The 15389-nt window shown below is 61.0% G+C and carries 13 protein-coding genes; 3 read left to right on the top strand and 10 right to left on the bottom strand.

Translation table 11 applies throughout. The annotated features are described in order from the left end of the window. Position 1: 1 nt before the first annotated feature. Positions 2-3142 (bottom strand): efflux RND transporter permease subunit, encoded by a 3141-nt coding sequence (locus AC1RTP_RS01575; RefSeq protein ID WP_498604234.1) that lies wholly within the window; start codon positions 3140-3142, stop codon positions 2-4. A gap of 16 nt (positions 3143-3158) precedes the next feature. Then, the gene (locus AC1RTP_RS01570; protein WP_498604882.1) at positions 3159-4340 is read right to left on the bottom strand and encodes an efflux RND transporter periplasmic adaptor subunit; all 1182 of its coding nucleotides are present in this window, start codon (positions 4338-4340) and stop codon (positions 3159-3161) included. A gap of 122 nt (positions 4341-4462) precedes the next feature. Between AC1RTP_RS01570 and AC1RTP_RS01565 the strand changes: the two genes are divergently transcribed. After that, positions 4463-5128 carry an alpha/beta hydrolase gene (locus AC1RTP_RS01565; protein WP_498604233.1) on the top strand — a complete coding sequence of 222 codons (666 nt, stop codon included), beginning with the start codon at positions 4463-4465 and terminating at the stop codon, positions 5126-5128. Here AC1RTP_RS01565 and AC1RTP_RS01560 read toward each other — a convergent pair. After that, positions 5125-5583, bottom strand: a complete 459-nt coding sequence (locus tag AC1RTP_RS01560; protein ID WP_498604232.1) for a YaiI/YqxD family protein — start codon at positions 5581-5583, stop codon at positions 5125-5127. The genes AC1RTP_RS01565 and AC1RTP_RS01560 overlap by 4 nt on opposite strands. Positions 5584-5691: 108 nt before the next feature. Here AC1RTP_RS01560 and AC1RTP_RS01555 point away from each other — a divergent pair, with 108 nt between their 5' ends. Both AC1RTP_RS01555 and AC1RTP_RS01550 read left to right on the top strand, forming a co-directional pair. After that, complete coding sequence (locus AC1RTP_RS01555; protein WP_498604231.1) at positions 5692-6186, top strand: DUF4440 domain-containing protein; 495 nt, start codon at positions 5692-5694, stop codon at positions 6184-6186. Between the two features lie 80 nt (positions 6187-6266). Beyond that, positions 6267-6536, top strand: a complete 270-nt coding sequence (locus tag AC1RTP_RS01550; protein ID WP_498604230.1) for a hypothetical protein — start codon at positions 6267-6269, stop codon at positions 6534-6536. Here the strand turns inward: AC1RTP_RS01550 and AC1RTP_RS01545 are convergent. The 7 genes from AC1RTP_RS01545 to AC1RTP_RS01515 form a co-directional block, all read right to left on the bottom strand. Continuing rightward, on the bottom strand, positions 6533-7258 hold the full coding sequence (locus tag AC1RTP_RS01545) for a hypothetical protein (RefSeq protein WP_498604228.1): 726 nt from the start codon (positions 7256-7258) through the stop codon (positions 6533-6535). The genes AC1RTP_RS01550 and AC1RTP_RS01545 overlap by 4 nt on opposite strands. Positions 7259-7364: 106 nt before the next feature. Next, positions 7365-9251: an MFS transporter gene (locus AC1RTP_RS01540; protein ID WP_498604227.1), complete on the bottom strand. Its 1887-nt coding sequence runs from the start codon at positions 9249-9251 to the stop codon at positions 7365-7367. Positions 9252-9356: 105 nt separating this feature from the next. Then, complete coding sequence (locus AC1RTP_RS01535; protein ID WP_498604226.1) at positions 9357-10457, bottom strand: AbrB family transcriptional regulator; 1101 nt, start codon at positions 10455-10457, stop codon at positions 9357-9359. Then, positions 10445-11506, bottom strand: a complete 1062-nt coding sequence (locus AC1RTP_RS01530; protein WP_498604225.1) for an ABC transporter ATP-binding protein — start codon at positions 11504-11506, stop codon at positions 10445-10447. The genes AC1RTP_RS01535 and AC1RTP_RS01530 overlap by 13 nt, the downstream gene beginning before the upstream one ends. A gap of 28 nt (positions 11507-11534) precedes the next feature. Next, positions 11535-13310, bottom strand: a complete 1776-nt coding sequence (locus tag AC1RTP_RS01525) for an ABC transporter permease (protein WP_498604223.1) — start codon at positions 13308-13310, stop codon at positions 11535-11537. Between the two features lie 10 nt (positions 13311-13320). Next, positions 13321-14406: an ABC transporter substrate-binding protein gene (locus tag AC1RTP_RS01520; RefSeq protein ID WP_498604222.1), complete on the bottom strand. Its 1086-nt coding sequence runs from the start codon at positions 14404-14406 to the stop codon at positions 13321-13323. Between the two features lie 29 nt (positions 14407-14435). After that, positions 14436-15380 (bottom strand): Bug family tripartite tricarboxylate transporter substrate binding protein, encoded by a 945-nt coding sequence (locus AC1RTP_RS01515; RefSeq protein ID WP_498604220.1) that lies wholly within the window; start codon positions 15378-15380, stop codon positions 14436-14438. Positions 15381-15389: the final 9 nt, after the last annotated feature.

The following is a 15389-nucleotide window of genomic DNA, read 5'->3' as shown; positions in this document are numbered from 1 at the left end:
ATCAATTCGCCTCCGAAGCGATGGCTGGTGCAGCTGGTGCGGCAGGTGCAGCCTTTCGGCCCACCCATGCACGCACCACCACGAAGAACACCGGCACGAAGAAGATGCCGAGGAAAGTTGCGGTCAGCATGCCGCCCAACACGCCGACGCCGATGGCGTTCTGGCTGCCGGAACCTGCGCCGCTTGCCATGGCCAGCGGCAGCACGCCAAGACCGAAGGCGATGGACGTCATCAGGATCGGACGCAGGCGCAGCTTGACTGCCTGCAGCGTGGCTTCACGCAGTTCTATGCCCTTCTCCTGCAGTTCCTTGGCGAATTCCACGATCAGGATCGCGTTCTTCGCCGACAGGCCGACCACGGTCAGCAAGCCAACCTGGAAGTACACGTCGTTCGCCAGGTGGAAGCCCCATGTGGCCAGCACGGTGCCGATCACGCCCAGAGGCACCACCAGCAGCACCGAGAACGGCACGGACCAGCTTTCATACAGCGCGGCCAGGCACAGGAACACGATCAGCACGGAGATGGTGTACAGGATGGTGGTCTGCGAACCGGAGTCGCGTTCCTCCAGCGACAGGCCGGTCCACTCGAAGCCAATGCCCGGCGGCAGTTGCGCCACCATCTTTTCCATTTCAGCCATGGCCACACCGGAACTCACGCCCGGCGCAGGCATACCCTGCACGTTCATCGATGGAATGCCGTTATAGCGTTCCAGTCGCGGCGAAGCGTAGATCCAGCGGCCGGAAGCGAAGGCGGAGAATGGCACCATTTCGCCCTGTGCATTACGCACGAACCACTTGTTCAGGTCTTCCGGCGCCATACGCGATTCCGGGGTGCCTTGCAGGTAGACGCGCTTGACACGGCCACGGTCGACGAAGTCGTTTACGTAGGACGAGCCCCAGCCAACGCTCAGCACGCGGTTCACGTCCGCGACGGACAGGCCCAGTGCGGTGGCTTTCTGCTGGTCGATATCGAGCTTGAACTGCGGCGTATCTTCCTGGCCGTTTGGACGCACGGCCATCAGCAGCGGATTCTTGGCGGCCATGCCGAGCAGCTGGTTACGCGCAGCCATCAGCGCATCGTGACCGACACCGCCCTGGTCTTGCAGCTGCATATCGAAACCGGTGGCGTTACCCAGCTCCATCACGGCTGGCGGCGCGAAAGCAAACACCATCGCTTCACGGATTTGCGAGAAGGCGCCCATGGCGCGGCCTGCGATCGCTTTCACTTTCTGGTCAGGGTTCGTACGTTCGGACCAGTCTTTCAGGCGCACGAAGGCCAGGCCGGCATTCTGGCCGTTACCGGCGAAGCTGAAGCCCGCCACCGTGAATACGGAAGCGACGTTGGCCTTTTCATCTTCCATGAAGTGGTGTTCCAGCTTTTCCAGCACTTTCAGGGTGCGTTGCTGGGTGGCGCCGGTTGGCAGCTGCACCATGGAGAACAGCACGCCCTGGTCTTCTTCCGGCAGGAAGGAAGTCGGGAGGCGCATGAAGGACACAGCCAATACGGCCAGCAGTGCGCCGTACACCAGCAGCGAGCGGCCGCTACGTGCCAGCATCTTGCCGACCCAGCCCTGGTACCTGGTGCTGCTGCGTTCAAAGGTTCGGTTGAACCAGCCGAAGAAGCCTTTTTCCGAAACGTGGGAACCAGGTTTCAGGAAGGTGGCGCACAGCGCAGGGGTGAACACCATCGCTACCAGCACGGACAGCACCATGGCGGATACGATCGTCACCGAGAACTGGCGGTAAATCACGCCGGTGGAACCGCCGAAGAAGGCCATCGGCACGAACACGGCGGACAGCACCATCGCAATACCGACAAGGGCGCCGGAGATCTGGCCCATGGACTTGATGGTCGCCTCCTTCGGCGACAAGCCCTCTTCCGTCATTACACGTTCGACGTTCTCCACCACGACGATGGCGTCGTCCACCAGCAGGCCGATTGCAAGCACCATGGCGAACATGGTCAGCGTGTTGATCGAGTAGCCCAGCGAGAACAGCACCCCGAAAGTACCGAGCAGCACGACAGGCACAGCAAAGGTCGGGATCAGGGTGGCGCGGAAGTTCTGCAGGAAGACGTACATCACGATGAAGACCAGGACCACCGCTTCCAGCAGGGTCTTGACCACTTCTTCAATCGACAGTTTGACGAATGGCGTGGTGTCGAAAGCCACAACAGCCTTCATCCCTTGCGGGAATTGCTTGCCCAGGACTTCGATCTTCTTCTTAACCAGGTCCGCGGTTTCCAGCGCGTTGGCGCCGGTGGCCAGCTTGATTGCTACGCCCACGGCAGGCGAGCCGTTGTAGCGCGCTACGGTGTTGTAGTTTTCGTTGCCCAGTTCAATGCGGGCCACGTCGCGCAGGTGCACGGTGGCGCCGTTGCCGGCAGTCTTCAGCAGGATGGCGCCGAATTGTTCCGGCGTCTGCAGGCGGCTTTGCGCGGTCACGGTCGCGTTCAGCTGCTGGTTCGGCACGGCAGGGGCGCCGCCCAGTTCACCGGCCGACACTTCGGCGTTCTGCGCCTGGATGGCGGCGGTGACGTCGGCGGGTGTGAGCTGGAAGCTTTGCAGCTTTTGTGGATCGAGCCAGATGCGCATCGCATACTGGGAACCGAACAGGGTGACGTCACCCACGCCTTGCACGCGGCTCAGCGGATCGATCACGTTGGCGGCCACATAGTCGCCCAGGTCGGACTGCTTCATCTTGCCGTCTTCGGAGATGAAGCCGAACACCATCAGGAAGTTGCGGGTCGCTTTCGACACCACCAGGCCTTGCTGGGTCACGGCGGCAGGCAGCAGCGGGGTCGCCAGCTGCAGCTTGTTCTGCACCTGCACCTGTGCGATGTCCGGATTGGTGCCGTTCTTGAAGTTCAGCGTGATGTTGATGCCGCCGACCGAGTCACTGGTCGAGGACATATAGCGCAGGCCGTCGATACCCTTCATCTTCTGTTCGATGATCTGGGTGACCGCGTCTTCCACCGTCTTGGCCGATGCACCCGGATAGGAACCGGTGATCGAGATCGATGGCGGCGCAATGCTTGGGTACTGCGCGATTGGCAGGCCCTTGATCGCCATTACACCCGCCAGCATCACAACGATGGCGAGCACCCAGGCGAAAATGGGGCGATTGATAAAGAAGCGGGACATGATTCAGGCTCCTTGCTTAGCGTGCAGTCGACTGGCGTTGCGCGTCACCGCCGGCGCCGCCGCTGGTGTTCTTCGCCACGACAGCAGGTGTGCCTGGCTTGACTTTCTGCAGGCCTTCCACGATCACGCGGTCGCCGGCTTCCAGGCCGGACTTCACAAGCCATTTGTCGCCGATGGTGCCGCCGGTTTGCAGCACGCGCTGTTCAACCTTACCTTCCTTGTTCAGCACCAGGGCCGTGGCCTCGCCTTTCGGGTTGCGGGTCACGCCCATTTGCGGCACTGCGATGGCTTGCTCGCTCACGCCGGTTTCCAGCACGGCGCGCACGAACATGCCCGGCAGCAGGTCATGCTTCGGGTTCGGGAACAGCGCGCGCAGGGTTACGTTGCCGGTGCCTGGATCGACGCTTACATCGGAGAACTGCAGTTTGCCTGGCAGCGCGTATTTGCTGCCGTCCGCCAGCAGCAGCGTTACTGCGGCCTGGCCGTTCACCTTCTTGATCGAACCGCTATCCATTTCGCGCTTCAGGCGCAGCAGCTCTTCGCTGGACTGGGTCACGTCGACGTAGATCGGGTCCAGTTGCTGCACGGTGGTCAGCGCAGTCGCCTGGCCGGCGGTCACCAGGGCGCCCGGGGTCACGTTGGAGCGGCTGATGCGGCCGGAAATTGGCGATGCCACTTTGGTGTAGTCCACATTGATGCGCGCCGAATCCAGCGCGGCTTGCGCGGCTTCCACTTCGGCCTTGGCCTGTTCGTGCGCGGCCACGGCATCGTCGTAATCCTGGCGGCTCACGCCTTCGATCGCGACCAGCTCTTTATAGCGGGCGACTTTAGGACCGGCGGCGGCCAGATTGGCTTTGGCCTTGGCCAGGTTGGCCTTGGCGGAATTGAACGCAGCCTGGTAGGTCGCGGAATCGATCTGGTACAGCTGCACGCCTGCTTTGATGTCGGAGCCTTCGGTGAACAGGCGCTTCTGGATCAGGCCACCGACTTGCGGGCGCACTTCGGCCACCTGGTAGGCGGCGGTGCGGCCCGGCAGTTCGGTGCTCATGGCCAGCGCTTGCGGCGTCACGGTGAAAACGGCAACTTCCGGCGCTTGCTTTGCGCCGCCTTGGGCTGGTGCAGCCTCTTTTCCGCCGCAAGCGGCGACCATTGCAGCCACCGCAGCAGCGGCGCCCAGCAGCATGAATTTCTTTTGCATGTTATTCATCTTTTTTCCAGAAAGACTTAGAATGAACGATCATTCTAACACGATTTATGAATCTGACCACGGAGTCAGTAATTCTACGTAGCGGGAAGTTGTCAGATTGATATAATTTCGATATGAACATCAAATGGCTTTTGCAGCTCATCTGCATCATTTCCTGCGCTACCAACGTCGGCGCGGAGAACCTTCTTGAACGCCAAAGCAAGGCTTGGCAAACCGCTGGCAAATCACTTCAAGTTCAACCTTGGCCGAAGGGCCCTCCTTCACCCTCTACGCTGAAAAAGGGCCAGGGGTCCTTTGGTTTCGGCATCAAGCAGATTGCGGGGCGACGATACACCGCGGTCGAATTCGTATCGCAGCCGAGCATGTCCATCTTCGCGATTGGCCTGCTGCATTTTCGGGCCAAGGAGATCGGTTTTTCCGCCGGTGGACATATGGTGGCGGATATCAGCAATCACTCGAAGCGCAGCTACAAAACCGTCGACGACGCCGACCAGCAAAGCGGCCGGCCGGATTTCGCGATGGCGCTCTATCCTGGCAACATCTGGAAAAAGCCTGGGCTGACACTGGAACCGTCGATCAGGATTGCAGCTGACTGCCCGCCAATGCTGATCATCGCGGCCAGCGATGACCCGCTTCAACAGGCCAAAGTTCCGGTGGAGATGCATATGTACGCGCAGGGCGGCCATGCCTTCGGAGTACGCAAGACGTCGGGCCCCGTCTCGCAATGGACGGACGTCGCAGAAAAATGGATGAAATCAATCGAAGTGTTGCGCGACTAGCCCGGTGACTGCCGTCTGCGCGCCAGCTCCCGGTCAAGCGCGTTGGCGAAGTTCTGGCGGTCAGCTTGATTGAAAGCGGACGGGCCGCCGGTGTCAACACCGGCGCCGCGCAGTTCTTCCATGAAGGCCCGCATCGTCAGTTGCTGCGCGATGGTGTCCTTGGTGTACCAATCACCGCGCGGATTAAGCGGCATTCCGCCCTTCTCCAGTACCAGCGAAGCCAATGGAATGTCGCCAGTTACGACGATGTCTCCTGCGCTGACTCGCTCCACGATTTCCGCATCGGCCGCATCAGCGCCAGCTGGAACCTGCAACGCTTTGATAAAGCGCGATCCCGGCACGCGGATCAACTGGTTGGCAACCAGCGTCACGTTGATTTGCGTGCGCTCAGCGACACGAAACAGAATGTCCTTGATAACAGCGGGACAAGCGTCCGCATCGACCCAGATATGCATTGATTAAATTGAGCGAAGGAAGAAAGAAGTCGCATTGTAAAGCACCACCGGGCACAGGGTCATGCTACATTGACAACTCACCAACCCGCAACTTTCCCGGAGAACCGAATGAAAAAGTGCAGCAAGCTTGTTGGAGCCTTGTTCTTTGCCGCCTCGCTGAACGTTTCCGCTGCGAGCACGGAAGCCCAAAGCGGGCCGTCAGCCGATCCATTGTTCAACACCATATCGGCCCTCGACGCCGCAGCCTTCGACGCCTTCAACAATTGCAGCACTCCAGGCCAGTTGCAAAAACATGCGAGCTATTTTGCACCGGATGTCGAGTTCTATCACGATACGGGTGGTGTCACCTGGTCACGGCAAGAGATGCTGGCCAACACCGCGAAATACGTTTGCGGGAATTTCCGCCGCGAGATTATTCCGGGCACGCTGAAGGTTTCGCCGATCAAAAACTTCGGCGCCATTGAAACGGGTTCGCACCGTTTCTGCCAGTTCGCGAGTGGCAAGTGCGAAGGCCTCGCTGACTTCGCAATCGTCTGGAGCAACCAGTCCGGCAACTGGGTTATCACCCGCGTCCTTAGCTACGGCCATCGCGCCAACAACTAGACTGCGTTAAGAAAAAGTCATGCAGGCTTCAGCAGGCTGCGGCAAGTGCGTAGAATGGCGCCTTTGAAAAGGATCTCAGTATGAAAAAGACAGACCTGGCAAAGAACGACGCCAAAAAGCTCATGAACAAAATGGCAGCGCAGGGCGCCTCGGCGTTCGGCAACGCAGCCAATCCTGCTGTCGATAAACGCGAACAGCGCAAGCGCGATCAGGCGCTTGGCCTGGTGCCGTTCGCGGTCAAGCTCAATAGTGATTTGGTGAAGCAGCTGAACGCACTGGCCGCCGAACGCGGTGTCGACATGAATACACTTGTTGCCGATGTGCTGGCCAAGGGCCTGGAGCAGCGTTAAATCGTAGCGGCCGGCGTTGCGTCGATCTGCACGGTTTGCAGCGTCACGGACGAATAAGCCTCGAAGCCCGAGTCGATACCCATGACGATCCACACCGAGCCATTTGCGTCCGTGGTCACCGGCTGCACCTTGTCGTTCTTCACAGTCTTGCTGACGTAGGCGGTGCTGCCGCACGCCAGGCCATTGGCGATATTGCCGATTACCTGGGCGTCCTTGCCTCCCGCCCCCTGGTTGCCGCGGTCGATGTTCATGCGGATCTCGCTATTGACGGTGACTGCTTTCGGTTCAGTGGGTGTAGCGCCGGCGTAGACCCACACTGCTTCGCCCGGCGCGCCGCCAACACCTACACAGCCGGATGGCGTGTTGGTCGCGAACTTGATCGCGAAATTAAGGTTGTAGATGGTATTTGGCTTGAGGCCCGGGAACTGCTTTTTCACGAACAGGAAAAGGTCGTCGCTGCGATTGGTGCCGCCAATGAAGTAGCCCTTGCCGTTCAAGGGCGCAGCCAGGGTGCGCTCTTCGAAAACGACATTGATTGGCGCGGTCTCCGGCGTGTAGTCGGAAGAGCTGCCGTTCCAGCCGGTCACACCGTCCCTGTTGAAATCGATCAGCATTGAAGCCGTTCTTGGACGGTTGTCGGCTTCAGTGCCGCCACCACCGCATGCCGCCAGCGCGGACAGCATCGAAATCGCGAGACCGGCTTTGAGGACTTTTTTCATCATCTACCCTTCTTACAAAAATTGTTAGAGAAACCAATTGTAAGAAGCAGAAAAGGCGCCACGAGGGCGCCTTTGTATGTAGAAGTATGTAGTCCGAAACTACACTTAATTACTTCCAGTCGCCGCGCAATTCTGCTACCTGGCGGTACAGCATTTCGGGGTTCACATCGGAAGGATCAACCGGCTGGCCGACCGCCAGCGACAGCTGCGAGCGGAAGCCTTTGCAGAAGGCGCGTTCCAGCAGGCTGTCCTTGCTGCGGCTGAACAGGTGGCCCCACAGGCCGCGCAGCGCCATCGGGATGACCGGCACTTTCGTGCGTTCGATGATCTTGCTGATGCCGCCTTTGAATTCATTCATTTCGCCGGTGCTGGTCAGCTTTCCTTCCGGGAAGATGCAAACCAGTTCGCCTTCGTGCAGTGCTTGCGCGATATCGACGAAGGCTTTCTCCATCAGCCACGGGTCTTCTTTGGCTGGCGCAATCGGGATCGCCTTGGCGGTGCGGAAGATCCAGCCGAAGAACGGGGTCTTGAATATGCGGTGGTCCATCACGAAGCGGATCGGGCGCGGGCTTGCTGCCACGATCACAATCGCATCGACGTAGCTCACGTGGTTGCAGACCAGGACTGCGCCGCCTTCGGCCGGAATACGGTCGGCGTCGACGGTCTTCACCTTGTGCACGGTGTGGATCAGGATCCATGCCAGGAAGCGCATCAGGAATTCCGGTACCAGCGAGAAGATGTACACCGCCACCAGGCCATTCAGGATCGCCGTGACCAGGAACAATTCCGGAATCGTGAAGCCTTCTTTCAGCAGCAGGATCGCCACGCCGGTAGCCACCACCATGAACAGCGCGTTCAGGATGTTCATGCCGGCGATGGTGCGCGACAGGTGCTTTGGATCGGCGCGCAGCTGGATCAGGGCGAACAGAGGAACGATGAAGAAACCGCCGAATACGCCGATCAGGATCACGTCCATGATGATGCGCCATGCGCCGGGCTGCATCGCCATGGCGTAGGCGTCAACTGTGCCGGAAGCGCTGTAGCCTTGGCTGGCAAGGTAAAGGTCGATGCCGAACAGGGACAGGCCGATGGAACCAAATGGCACGAGGCCGATTTCGACCTTGCGGCCGGAGAGCTTTTCGCACAGCAGCGAGCCGGCGCCGATCCCCAGCGAGAACATCGTCAGCAGCAATACGAAGACGCTGTTGTCGCCTTTCAGGTAATCCTTGGCGTAGACAGGGAACTGGGCCAGCACAATCGCGCCGTAGAACCAGAACCAGGAATTACCCAGCATCGACAGGAACACGGTGCGGTTGGAGGCGGAGAAGCGGATGTTGCGGATCGACTCGGTGAAGGGATTCAGGTTGACGTGCAGGTCCGGTTGCGGCGCCGGAGTGGTCGGGATGCTATGGGCGGCAACCAGGCCGAGTACCGCGAAGCCGACGGTGGCTGCGGCCAGCCAGGCAATGCCGTTCGGCTGGAAATTGACGATCACCGCGCCAAACACCTGGCCAAGCAGGATGCCGACGAAGGTGCCCATTTCGACGATGCCGTTGCCGCCGGTGAGTTCTTCCGGCTTCAGGTGCTGCGGCATGTAGGCGTATTTCACTGGGCCGAACAGCGTGGAGTGGCATCCCATGCCGAATACCGCGAGCAGCAGCAGCGGCAACGTGTGGGTGAACCAGCCGACGGCGGCCACGGACATGATGCCGATTTCCAGCCATTTAATAATGCGCGCCAGCCTGCCCTTCTCCACCTTTTCGGCGATCTGGCCGGAAGTCGCTGAGAACAGGACGTATGGAAGGATGAAGAGGCCCGGCACCAGGTTGGTGACCATGGAGGCCGGCAGCGTGGTCCAGCTGGCGGCGTCGAATGCCAACGCCACCACCAGGGCCGTTTTGAACAGGTTGTCGTTGAAGGCACCGAGGAATTGGGTCCAGAAGAACGGTGCAAAGCGACGCTGCTTCAGCAGGTCGAATTGGCTGGGATGGCTCATGTTGCGTCACAGGAAAGTGAAAGTGCTGACAACATACAGTACATCAGCCAGCGGCTCAACCCACCCTCTTAAAGTATCGATAATTGATACTTTTAAGCCACGGCATCACATCCGTACCAAGCGCCGGTAGGCGGGGCCAACGGCCAGCACCAGCACCACCATTCGGCAGACGTGGAAAGCTGTCACCACCGGGACTTCAACGTGCAGGGCGCGGGCTGTTAGCGCCATTTCCGCGATGCCGCCGGGCGATGTGGCCAGCATGGCGGTTGCCGGGTGCAGGCCGCCGAATTTGGCGAGCGCAATTCCGAATAGCGCGGCCAGTCCCAACGCAGTGGCCGTGCATGCGATGACGGAGGCCATGTAGCGTGGGGCGGTGTGCAGGAAACCGGGCGTGAAGCGCGTGCCTAGCGAGAGGCCGATGCATAGCTGGCCGGTGCGGACCATCCATTCAGGCACGCCGCCGACGGGGACTTGCGCCGCAGCCAGCATTCCCGCAGCGAGCAAGGGGCCTAGCACCCAAGCGTTCGGCACGCCGCGTCGCCACAGCAGCCAACCAGCTGTGCACGTGACGACGGCGAGGAGGCCGAATGCCAGCAAGGGGGCCGGCGCAAGCAGCTCCCCGAGCGGGAAGGACGCCGTCACCAGGCCAAGCGCCGCCTGCGCCCCCGCGCCGGCCGGCGCTGCGGGCAGCGGCGGCATGCCGTGGCTGCTCCAGTAGCGCAGCAGGAATGGCAGAAAGCTCACTACGAACATCAGCCGCACGCCCTGCGCCGCGGCGACGTGCTGCGATACCGCGCCATGCCTCTCCCCCTGCACCGCCATTTCGGATGCACCGCCAAGCGCCATGCCGAAGAACGCCGTGGCGATGCTGACATCGGCCAGCCGCTTCAACATCCACGCGCAAAGGCAGCCCAACGCCAATGCAAATGCCACCGCCCCCAAGATATAGCCTGCATGCGCCGCGACCACCGCCAGCACAGCGGGCGTGAAGTACAGCCCAAGCACCGTGCCGATGGCCCACTGCCCTGCCGCGCGCGCGGGAACGGGGCATCGCAGGTCTGCGCCGGCGATACGCAGCGCCGCGCTGGCGAACAAGGGCCCGATCAGCCAAGGCAGCGGCGTATCGATCCAGCGGCAAAAAAAAGCGGCCAGCAAGCCGGCCGCCAAAGCTTGGAGGAAGAAGCGTTGTTTTTTCAGAATACCCACAGTTTGTCGGCCGGCAGTTGCAGCCAGTACTGGCCATCCTGCAGACGGTATTTGGAATGGGCGCGCACGCTGATGTCGCCGCGCTTGAACAGGCATTCCCAGCGATCACCCAGGTACATGCAGGTGACCAACGCCAATTGCAGCGAATTGTCGACCTGCTCGCTGCTCACGCGCACCTCTTCAACGCGGATCAGCGGGGCAATCGTGTCGCTACCCTTGCCGCGCGCGGTGCCCTGCAGCTTGGTGCCGGCAACCTCGATCACCACCTGGTTGCCATCGCGCGAAATCAAAGTACCTGGCAGGCGGTTGTTACTGCCCATGAATTCAGCGGTGAACAGGGTCTCCGGCGTTTCGTACATGGACTGCGGCGTGCCTTGCTGCTCGATCTTGCCGTTATTGAGCAGGAGGATACGGTCGGAAATCGCCATCGCCTCATCCTGGTCGTGCGTCACCATCAGTGCCGACAAGCCAAGGCGCACGATCAGTTCACGCAGGAAGGCGCGCGCTTCCTCGCGCAGCTTGGCGTCGAGGTTGGACAGCGGCTCGTCCAGCAGGATGACCGGCGGGTTGTACACCAGCGCACGGGCAATCGCCACGCGCTGCTGCTGGCCGCCCGACAGCTGGTGCGGGAAACGCTCGCCCAGGTGGCCCAGGCCCAGCTGCTTCAGCACCTCGGTCACGCGGCGGCCGATTTCTTCCTTGTTCATCTTGCGCAGCTTCAGGCCATAGGCAACGTTGTCGGCCACGGTCTTGTGCGGCCACAGCGCGTAGGACTGGAACACCAGGCCCAGGTTACGCTGCTCCGCTGGCATTTCAAAGTTCTTGCTGCCGTCGAACACGCGGCGCTCGCCGATGTCGATGGAACCCTGGCGCGGGCTTTCCAGGCCGGCGACAGCGCGCAGCAGCGTGGTCTTGCCGCTGCCCGATGGGCCCAGGAGGGCCACCACTTCGCCTTTTTGCAGGTGCATCGAAACGCCCTTCAGGATCGGATTGGCGTGGGCGCCGGTGCCGTAATCCAGGTGCAGGTCTTCGACAGACAGTTCGTTCATTTTGAGGTCTCGTTTCATGATGTGTGTCTCAGTTATGCAGCTTGACGCCAAAGCGCAGCGCGATGCCCAGGCCAATGCCGACCAGGGTGATGTTGATGAAGGACAGTGCAGCTACCAGGTCGGTTGAACCACCCGCCCACAGCGACACGATCAGCGCGCCAATCACTTCGGTACCCGGCGACAGCAGGTACACGCCTGTCGAATATTCGCGTTCGAAGATCAGGAAAATCATCAGCCACGCACCCAGCAGACCGAATTTGATCAGCGGCAGGGTTACGTCACGGGTCACCTGGCCGCGGCGGGCGCCGACTGCGCGTGCCGCTTCTTCCAGCTCAGGGCCCACTTGCAGCAGCGCGGTGGAAATCAGGCGCATGCCGTAAGCCATCCACACCACCGAGTAGGCCAGCCACACCGCGAAGATGGTGGTGCGCAGGCTGCGCAGCGCAGGGATCACGTTCTCCGTCAGCCACACGGCCACGCCGCTTTCGGAACCTTTGAGCATGCCATCGAGCCAGCTAGGCACGAACAGGAACACCCACAGGAAGGCCAGGCCGGCCAGCAGGCCAGGAATGGCGCGCGGTACCAGCACGCTGTAGTCCAGGAGGCGGGTCAGCAAATCCGGCTTGCGGTGCATGGCCAGTGCGATAAAGCTGTAGCAGAAAATCGCCAGGCCGCCGCCGATTACGCCGATCAGCACCGTATTGATGATGCCGCGAATCAGCGAAGGCTGTTCGAAGATGTCGCGGAAGTGCTGCAGGGTCAGCACGTCGGCCAACTTCACGCCCTCGCCCCAGTACTGCACGAAAGAGCGCAGCGCGATGCCGGAAATCGGCATGAACACGGTCACCAGCAGCCAGGCGCCCAGCACGGCGAAGGCCAGCCACTTCCAGCGGCCCAGCGGCAGCGCCTTGCTGCGCGCGCCCTTGCCCTTGATCGACACATATTTGTTGGCCGACTTGAGCAACCAGCGTTGCAGCATCACCAGCGGCATGGTCACGGCTACCAGGCACACGGCCACTGCGGCCATCAGGTGGTAGGACGGGGTGCCAAGCTTGTTGGTCAGTTTATACAGGTAGGTAGGCAGCACCAGGTGGCCTTCCGGATCGCCCAGGACCAACACCAGGCCGAATACTTCGAAGCCGAGGAAGAACACCAGAACGCCTGCATACGCCAGCGCCGGCATGATCATCGGCAGCGACACGTTGAACATCACCTGCAGCGGCGAGGCGCCGGATACGCGGGCCGCTTCTTCCACGTCCGAGCCGAGACTCTTTAGCGCCGACGAAGCGTACAGGTAGACGTGTGGCACGTGGGTCAGGCCGGCGATCACCACGATACTGGTGAAGGAGTACACATTCCACGGGATGAAGCCGATCAGGTCTTTCACCCAGGTGGAGTAGAAGCCCACAGGCCCCATCGACACCACATAGCCGAAGCCCATCACCATTGGCGAAACGAAGATCGGCACCAGCAGCAGCGGGGAAATCCAGCCGCGACCCGGCAGGTCGGTACGCACCATCAGGAAAGCCAGCATGCCGCCCAAAGGCACGGCGATGGCAGCCAGGCCGGCAGCAAGCAGCAGGCCGTTCTTGAATGCCACGATAAAGTCCGGATCATCGAAGATGAAGCGGAAGGCATCCAATCCTACTTCCTTGCCGGGCATGAAGAACGGCGCCGACAGGAAGCTCTGGTAGAAGATCAGGAACAGCGGCAGGAAGATGGCAACGCATGTCAGCGTCGCCACGATCCAGCGCGGCCAGTTCAAACTGGCGCGGCCCGTTCCCTGCAAAGTCGCGGTGGTCATTTACAACTCCTTATTTCTTACCGGCGGTTTCTTTCCACTGCTTCAGGAAGGCCATGCGCTTTTGCGGGCCCAGGAACTGCAGCAGGATTGGGTGCACCGGCACCGGCTTGATCTTGTCCTGGCCGATCTGCTTGACCAGGTCGGACGAGGTGGTTTCGCCGGTCACGTCGGCACGGATCGCGTACAGCTTGGATTCGTTGGCGATGATGGTCTGGCCGCGGTGCGACAGGGTGTAGTCCAGCCACAGCTTGGCGGCGTTGACGTTCTTGGCGCCTTTGTTGATGAAGATCACGCGCGACAGGATCAGGGTGTAGTCCTTCGGCAGCTGCACGCCGATCGACGGGTCGGTCTTGGCGCGCACCAGGGCGTAGGAGCCCAGCACGTTGTAGCCGATCAGGTTTTCGCCGGAGGAAATGCGTTCCATCATGGTGCCGGTGGAGGACTGGACGCGCACCCTGGCTTCGCCGAAGGCGTTTTCCAGTTCCTGGAATTTCGGGTATTCCTTGGCATCCTGGGTCATGAACATGAAGCCCACGCCGGATTTTTCGATGTCGTAGGTGGTGACCTTGTCCTTGAACTTCGGCTGCTGGATCAGCTTCACGAAGTCGGCGTGGGTCTGCGGCACTTCTTTCGCATCGACCAGGCGCTTGTTGTAGACGATGGCGGCCGGCTCGAAGGTGGTGCCGTAGGCCTGGTCGTCCCAGATTGCCCAGCCAGGGATCTTGGAGGCTTCCACCGACTTGTATTTCAGCGCGTAGCCGTCGGAGGCAAGGCGCATTTGCAGGTCCATCGCGGAGGACCACATCACGTCGGCGGTATTGCCGCCTGCTGCCATCTCGGAGATGAAGCGGTTGTACACTTCGGTCGAATTCATGTCGTTGTATTCGACGGTAATGCCAGGATACAGCGCGTTGAAGTCGCGGATCAAAGGCTGTGCAGCCTTGCTGTCGGTGGCGCCGTACACCACCAGCTTGCCTTCCTTCTTGGCCGCGTCGATCACCTTCTGATAATCGGCAGGATAGCCGGCAGGCGATTGTGCAAATGCGGTGCACGCGAACAGGCCGGTAGCGGCGGCCACCAGGGTCGTCTTGATCATGTTTGTCTCCTAGATTTTTGAGGGATGTTTCAGCGCACCAGGCCTAGCTGGCTGGCGCGTTTTCCGTAGTCGTCTACGGCTTTATGCACATACTCGTTGAGTGCCTGACCTGTCAGGCTGAAGGGATAGAATCCTGCTTCCGTTCGCAGCTTGGCAAATTCGGGTGTGGCCATCAGGTGCTCGAAGGTCTTTACCCACTGCTTGTAGTCGGCATCGCTCACCTTGGGGCCCATCCACAAGCCGCGGATGACCGGCCAGACGATGTCGTAGCCCTGCTCGCGCGCAGTCGGCACCGAGGACAGTGCGCCAGGCAGGCGCTCTTCCGACATCACCGCCAGCACGCGGATCGATTCCCCGGCGAGGTGGACTTCCGAAGCATCGCCCGATACGACCTGCACGTAATTGGCCTGCATCGCAGTGAACGATTCGCCGCCGCCTTCCAGCGCCACGAAGCGCAGCACTTTCGGGTCCAGGCCGGCCATACGCACCAGCATGGCCACCTTCAGCCAGTCCTGGCTGCCGACGGTGCCGCTGACGCCAATCAGCACCTTGGATGGATCGCGCTTGAGTGCGGCCACCAGGTCGCCCAGCGACTTGTACGGCGAGTCGGAACGGACTGCAATCATGCCGTAGTCCGCACCAAGCGCCGCAACCCAGCGGACGTCGTCCGCTTTGACCTTGCCGAACTTGCCCTGGGCGAGGTTCAGCAGCGAGCCGCCGGAAAAAGCAACCAGGGTGTTCGGCGTGGCGCTGCGCTGGGACACCAGCGAATGCCAGGCGACAGCACCGATCCCGCCCGGGCGGTAGACCAGCTTCATGTGCTGGCCGCCCGGCACCGTCGCCAGGCCTTTTTGGGCCAGCTTGCACGTCAGGTCCATCGCGCCGCCCGGCTTGGACGGAACGATGCACTCTGCGGCGTGCACCTGCCCTGCCAGCAGCAGGACAATAGCGAAGATGGAGTTCAGGATCTTCATGGCTTCATT

The organism is Pseudoduganella sp. GW821-FHT11H04 (assembly GCF_058807935.1).
This window is presented reverse-complemented; position numbering and strand designations above follow the sequence as displayed.

Bases quoted from the DNA above. Each gene is read 5' to 3' on its own strand.
- AC1RTP_RS01575 (WP_498604234.1), bottom strand. From the start codon at position 3,142: ATGTCCCGCTTCTTTATCAATCGCCCCATTTTCGCCTGGGTGCTCGCC.
- AC1RTP_RS01570 (WP_498604882.1), bottom strand. From the start codon at position 4,340: ATGCAAAAGAAATTCATGCTGCTGGGCGCCGCTGCTGCGGTGGCTGCA.
- AC1RTP_RS01565 (WP_498604233.1), top strand. From the start codon at position 4,463: ATGAACATCAAATGGCTTTTGCAGCTCATCTGCATCATTTCCTGCGCT.
- AC1RTP_RS01560 (WP_498604232.1), bottom strand. From the start codon at position 5,583: ATGCATATCTGGGTCGATGCGGACGCTTGTCCCGCTGTTATCAAGGAC.
- AC1RTP_RS01555 (WP_498604231.1), top strand. From the start codon at position 5,692: ATGAAAAAGTGCAGCAAGCTTGTTGGAGCCTTGTTCTTTGCCGCCTCG.
- AC1RTP_RS01550 (WP_498604230.1), top strand. From the start codon at position 6,267: ATGAAAAAGACAGACCTGGCAAAGAACGACGCCAAAAAGCTCATGAAC.
- AC1RTP_RS01545 (WP_498604228.1), bottom strand. From the start codon at position 7,258: ATGATGAAAAAAGTCCTCAAAGCCGGTCTCGCGATTTCGATGCTGTCC.
- AC1RTP_RS01540 (WP_498604227.1), bottom strand. From the start codon at position 9,251: ATGAGCCATCCCAGCCAATTCGACCTGCTGAAGCAGCGTCGCTTTGCA.
- AC1RTP_RS01530 (WP_498604225.1), bottom strand. From the start codon at position 11,506: ATGAACGAACTGTCTGTCGAAGACCTGCACCTGGATTACGGCACCGGC.
- AC1RTP_RS01525 (WP_498604223.1), bottom strand. From the start codon at position 13,310: ATGACCACCGCGACTTTGCAGGGAACGGGCCGCGCCAGTTTGAACTGG.
- AC1RTP_RS01520 (WP_498604222.1), bottom strand. From the start codon at position 14,406: ATGATCAAGACGACCCTGGTGGCCGCCGCTACCGGCCTGTTCGCGTGC.
- AC1RTP_RS01515 (WP_498604220.1), bottom strand. From the start codon at position 15,380: ATGAAGATCCTGAACTCCATCTTCGCTATTGTCCTGCTGCTGGCAGGG.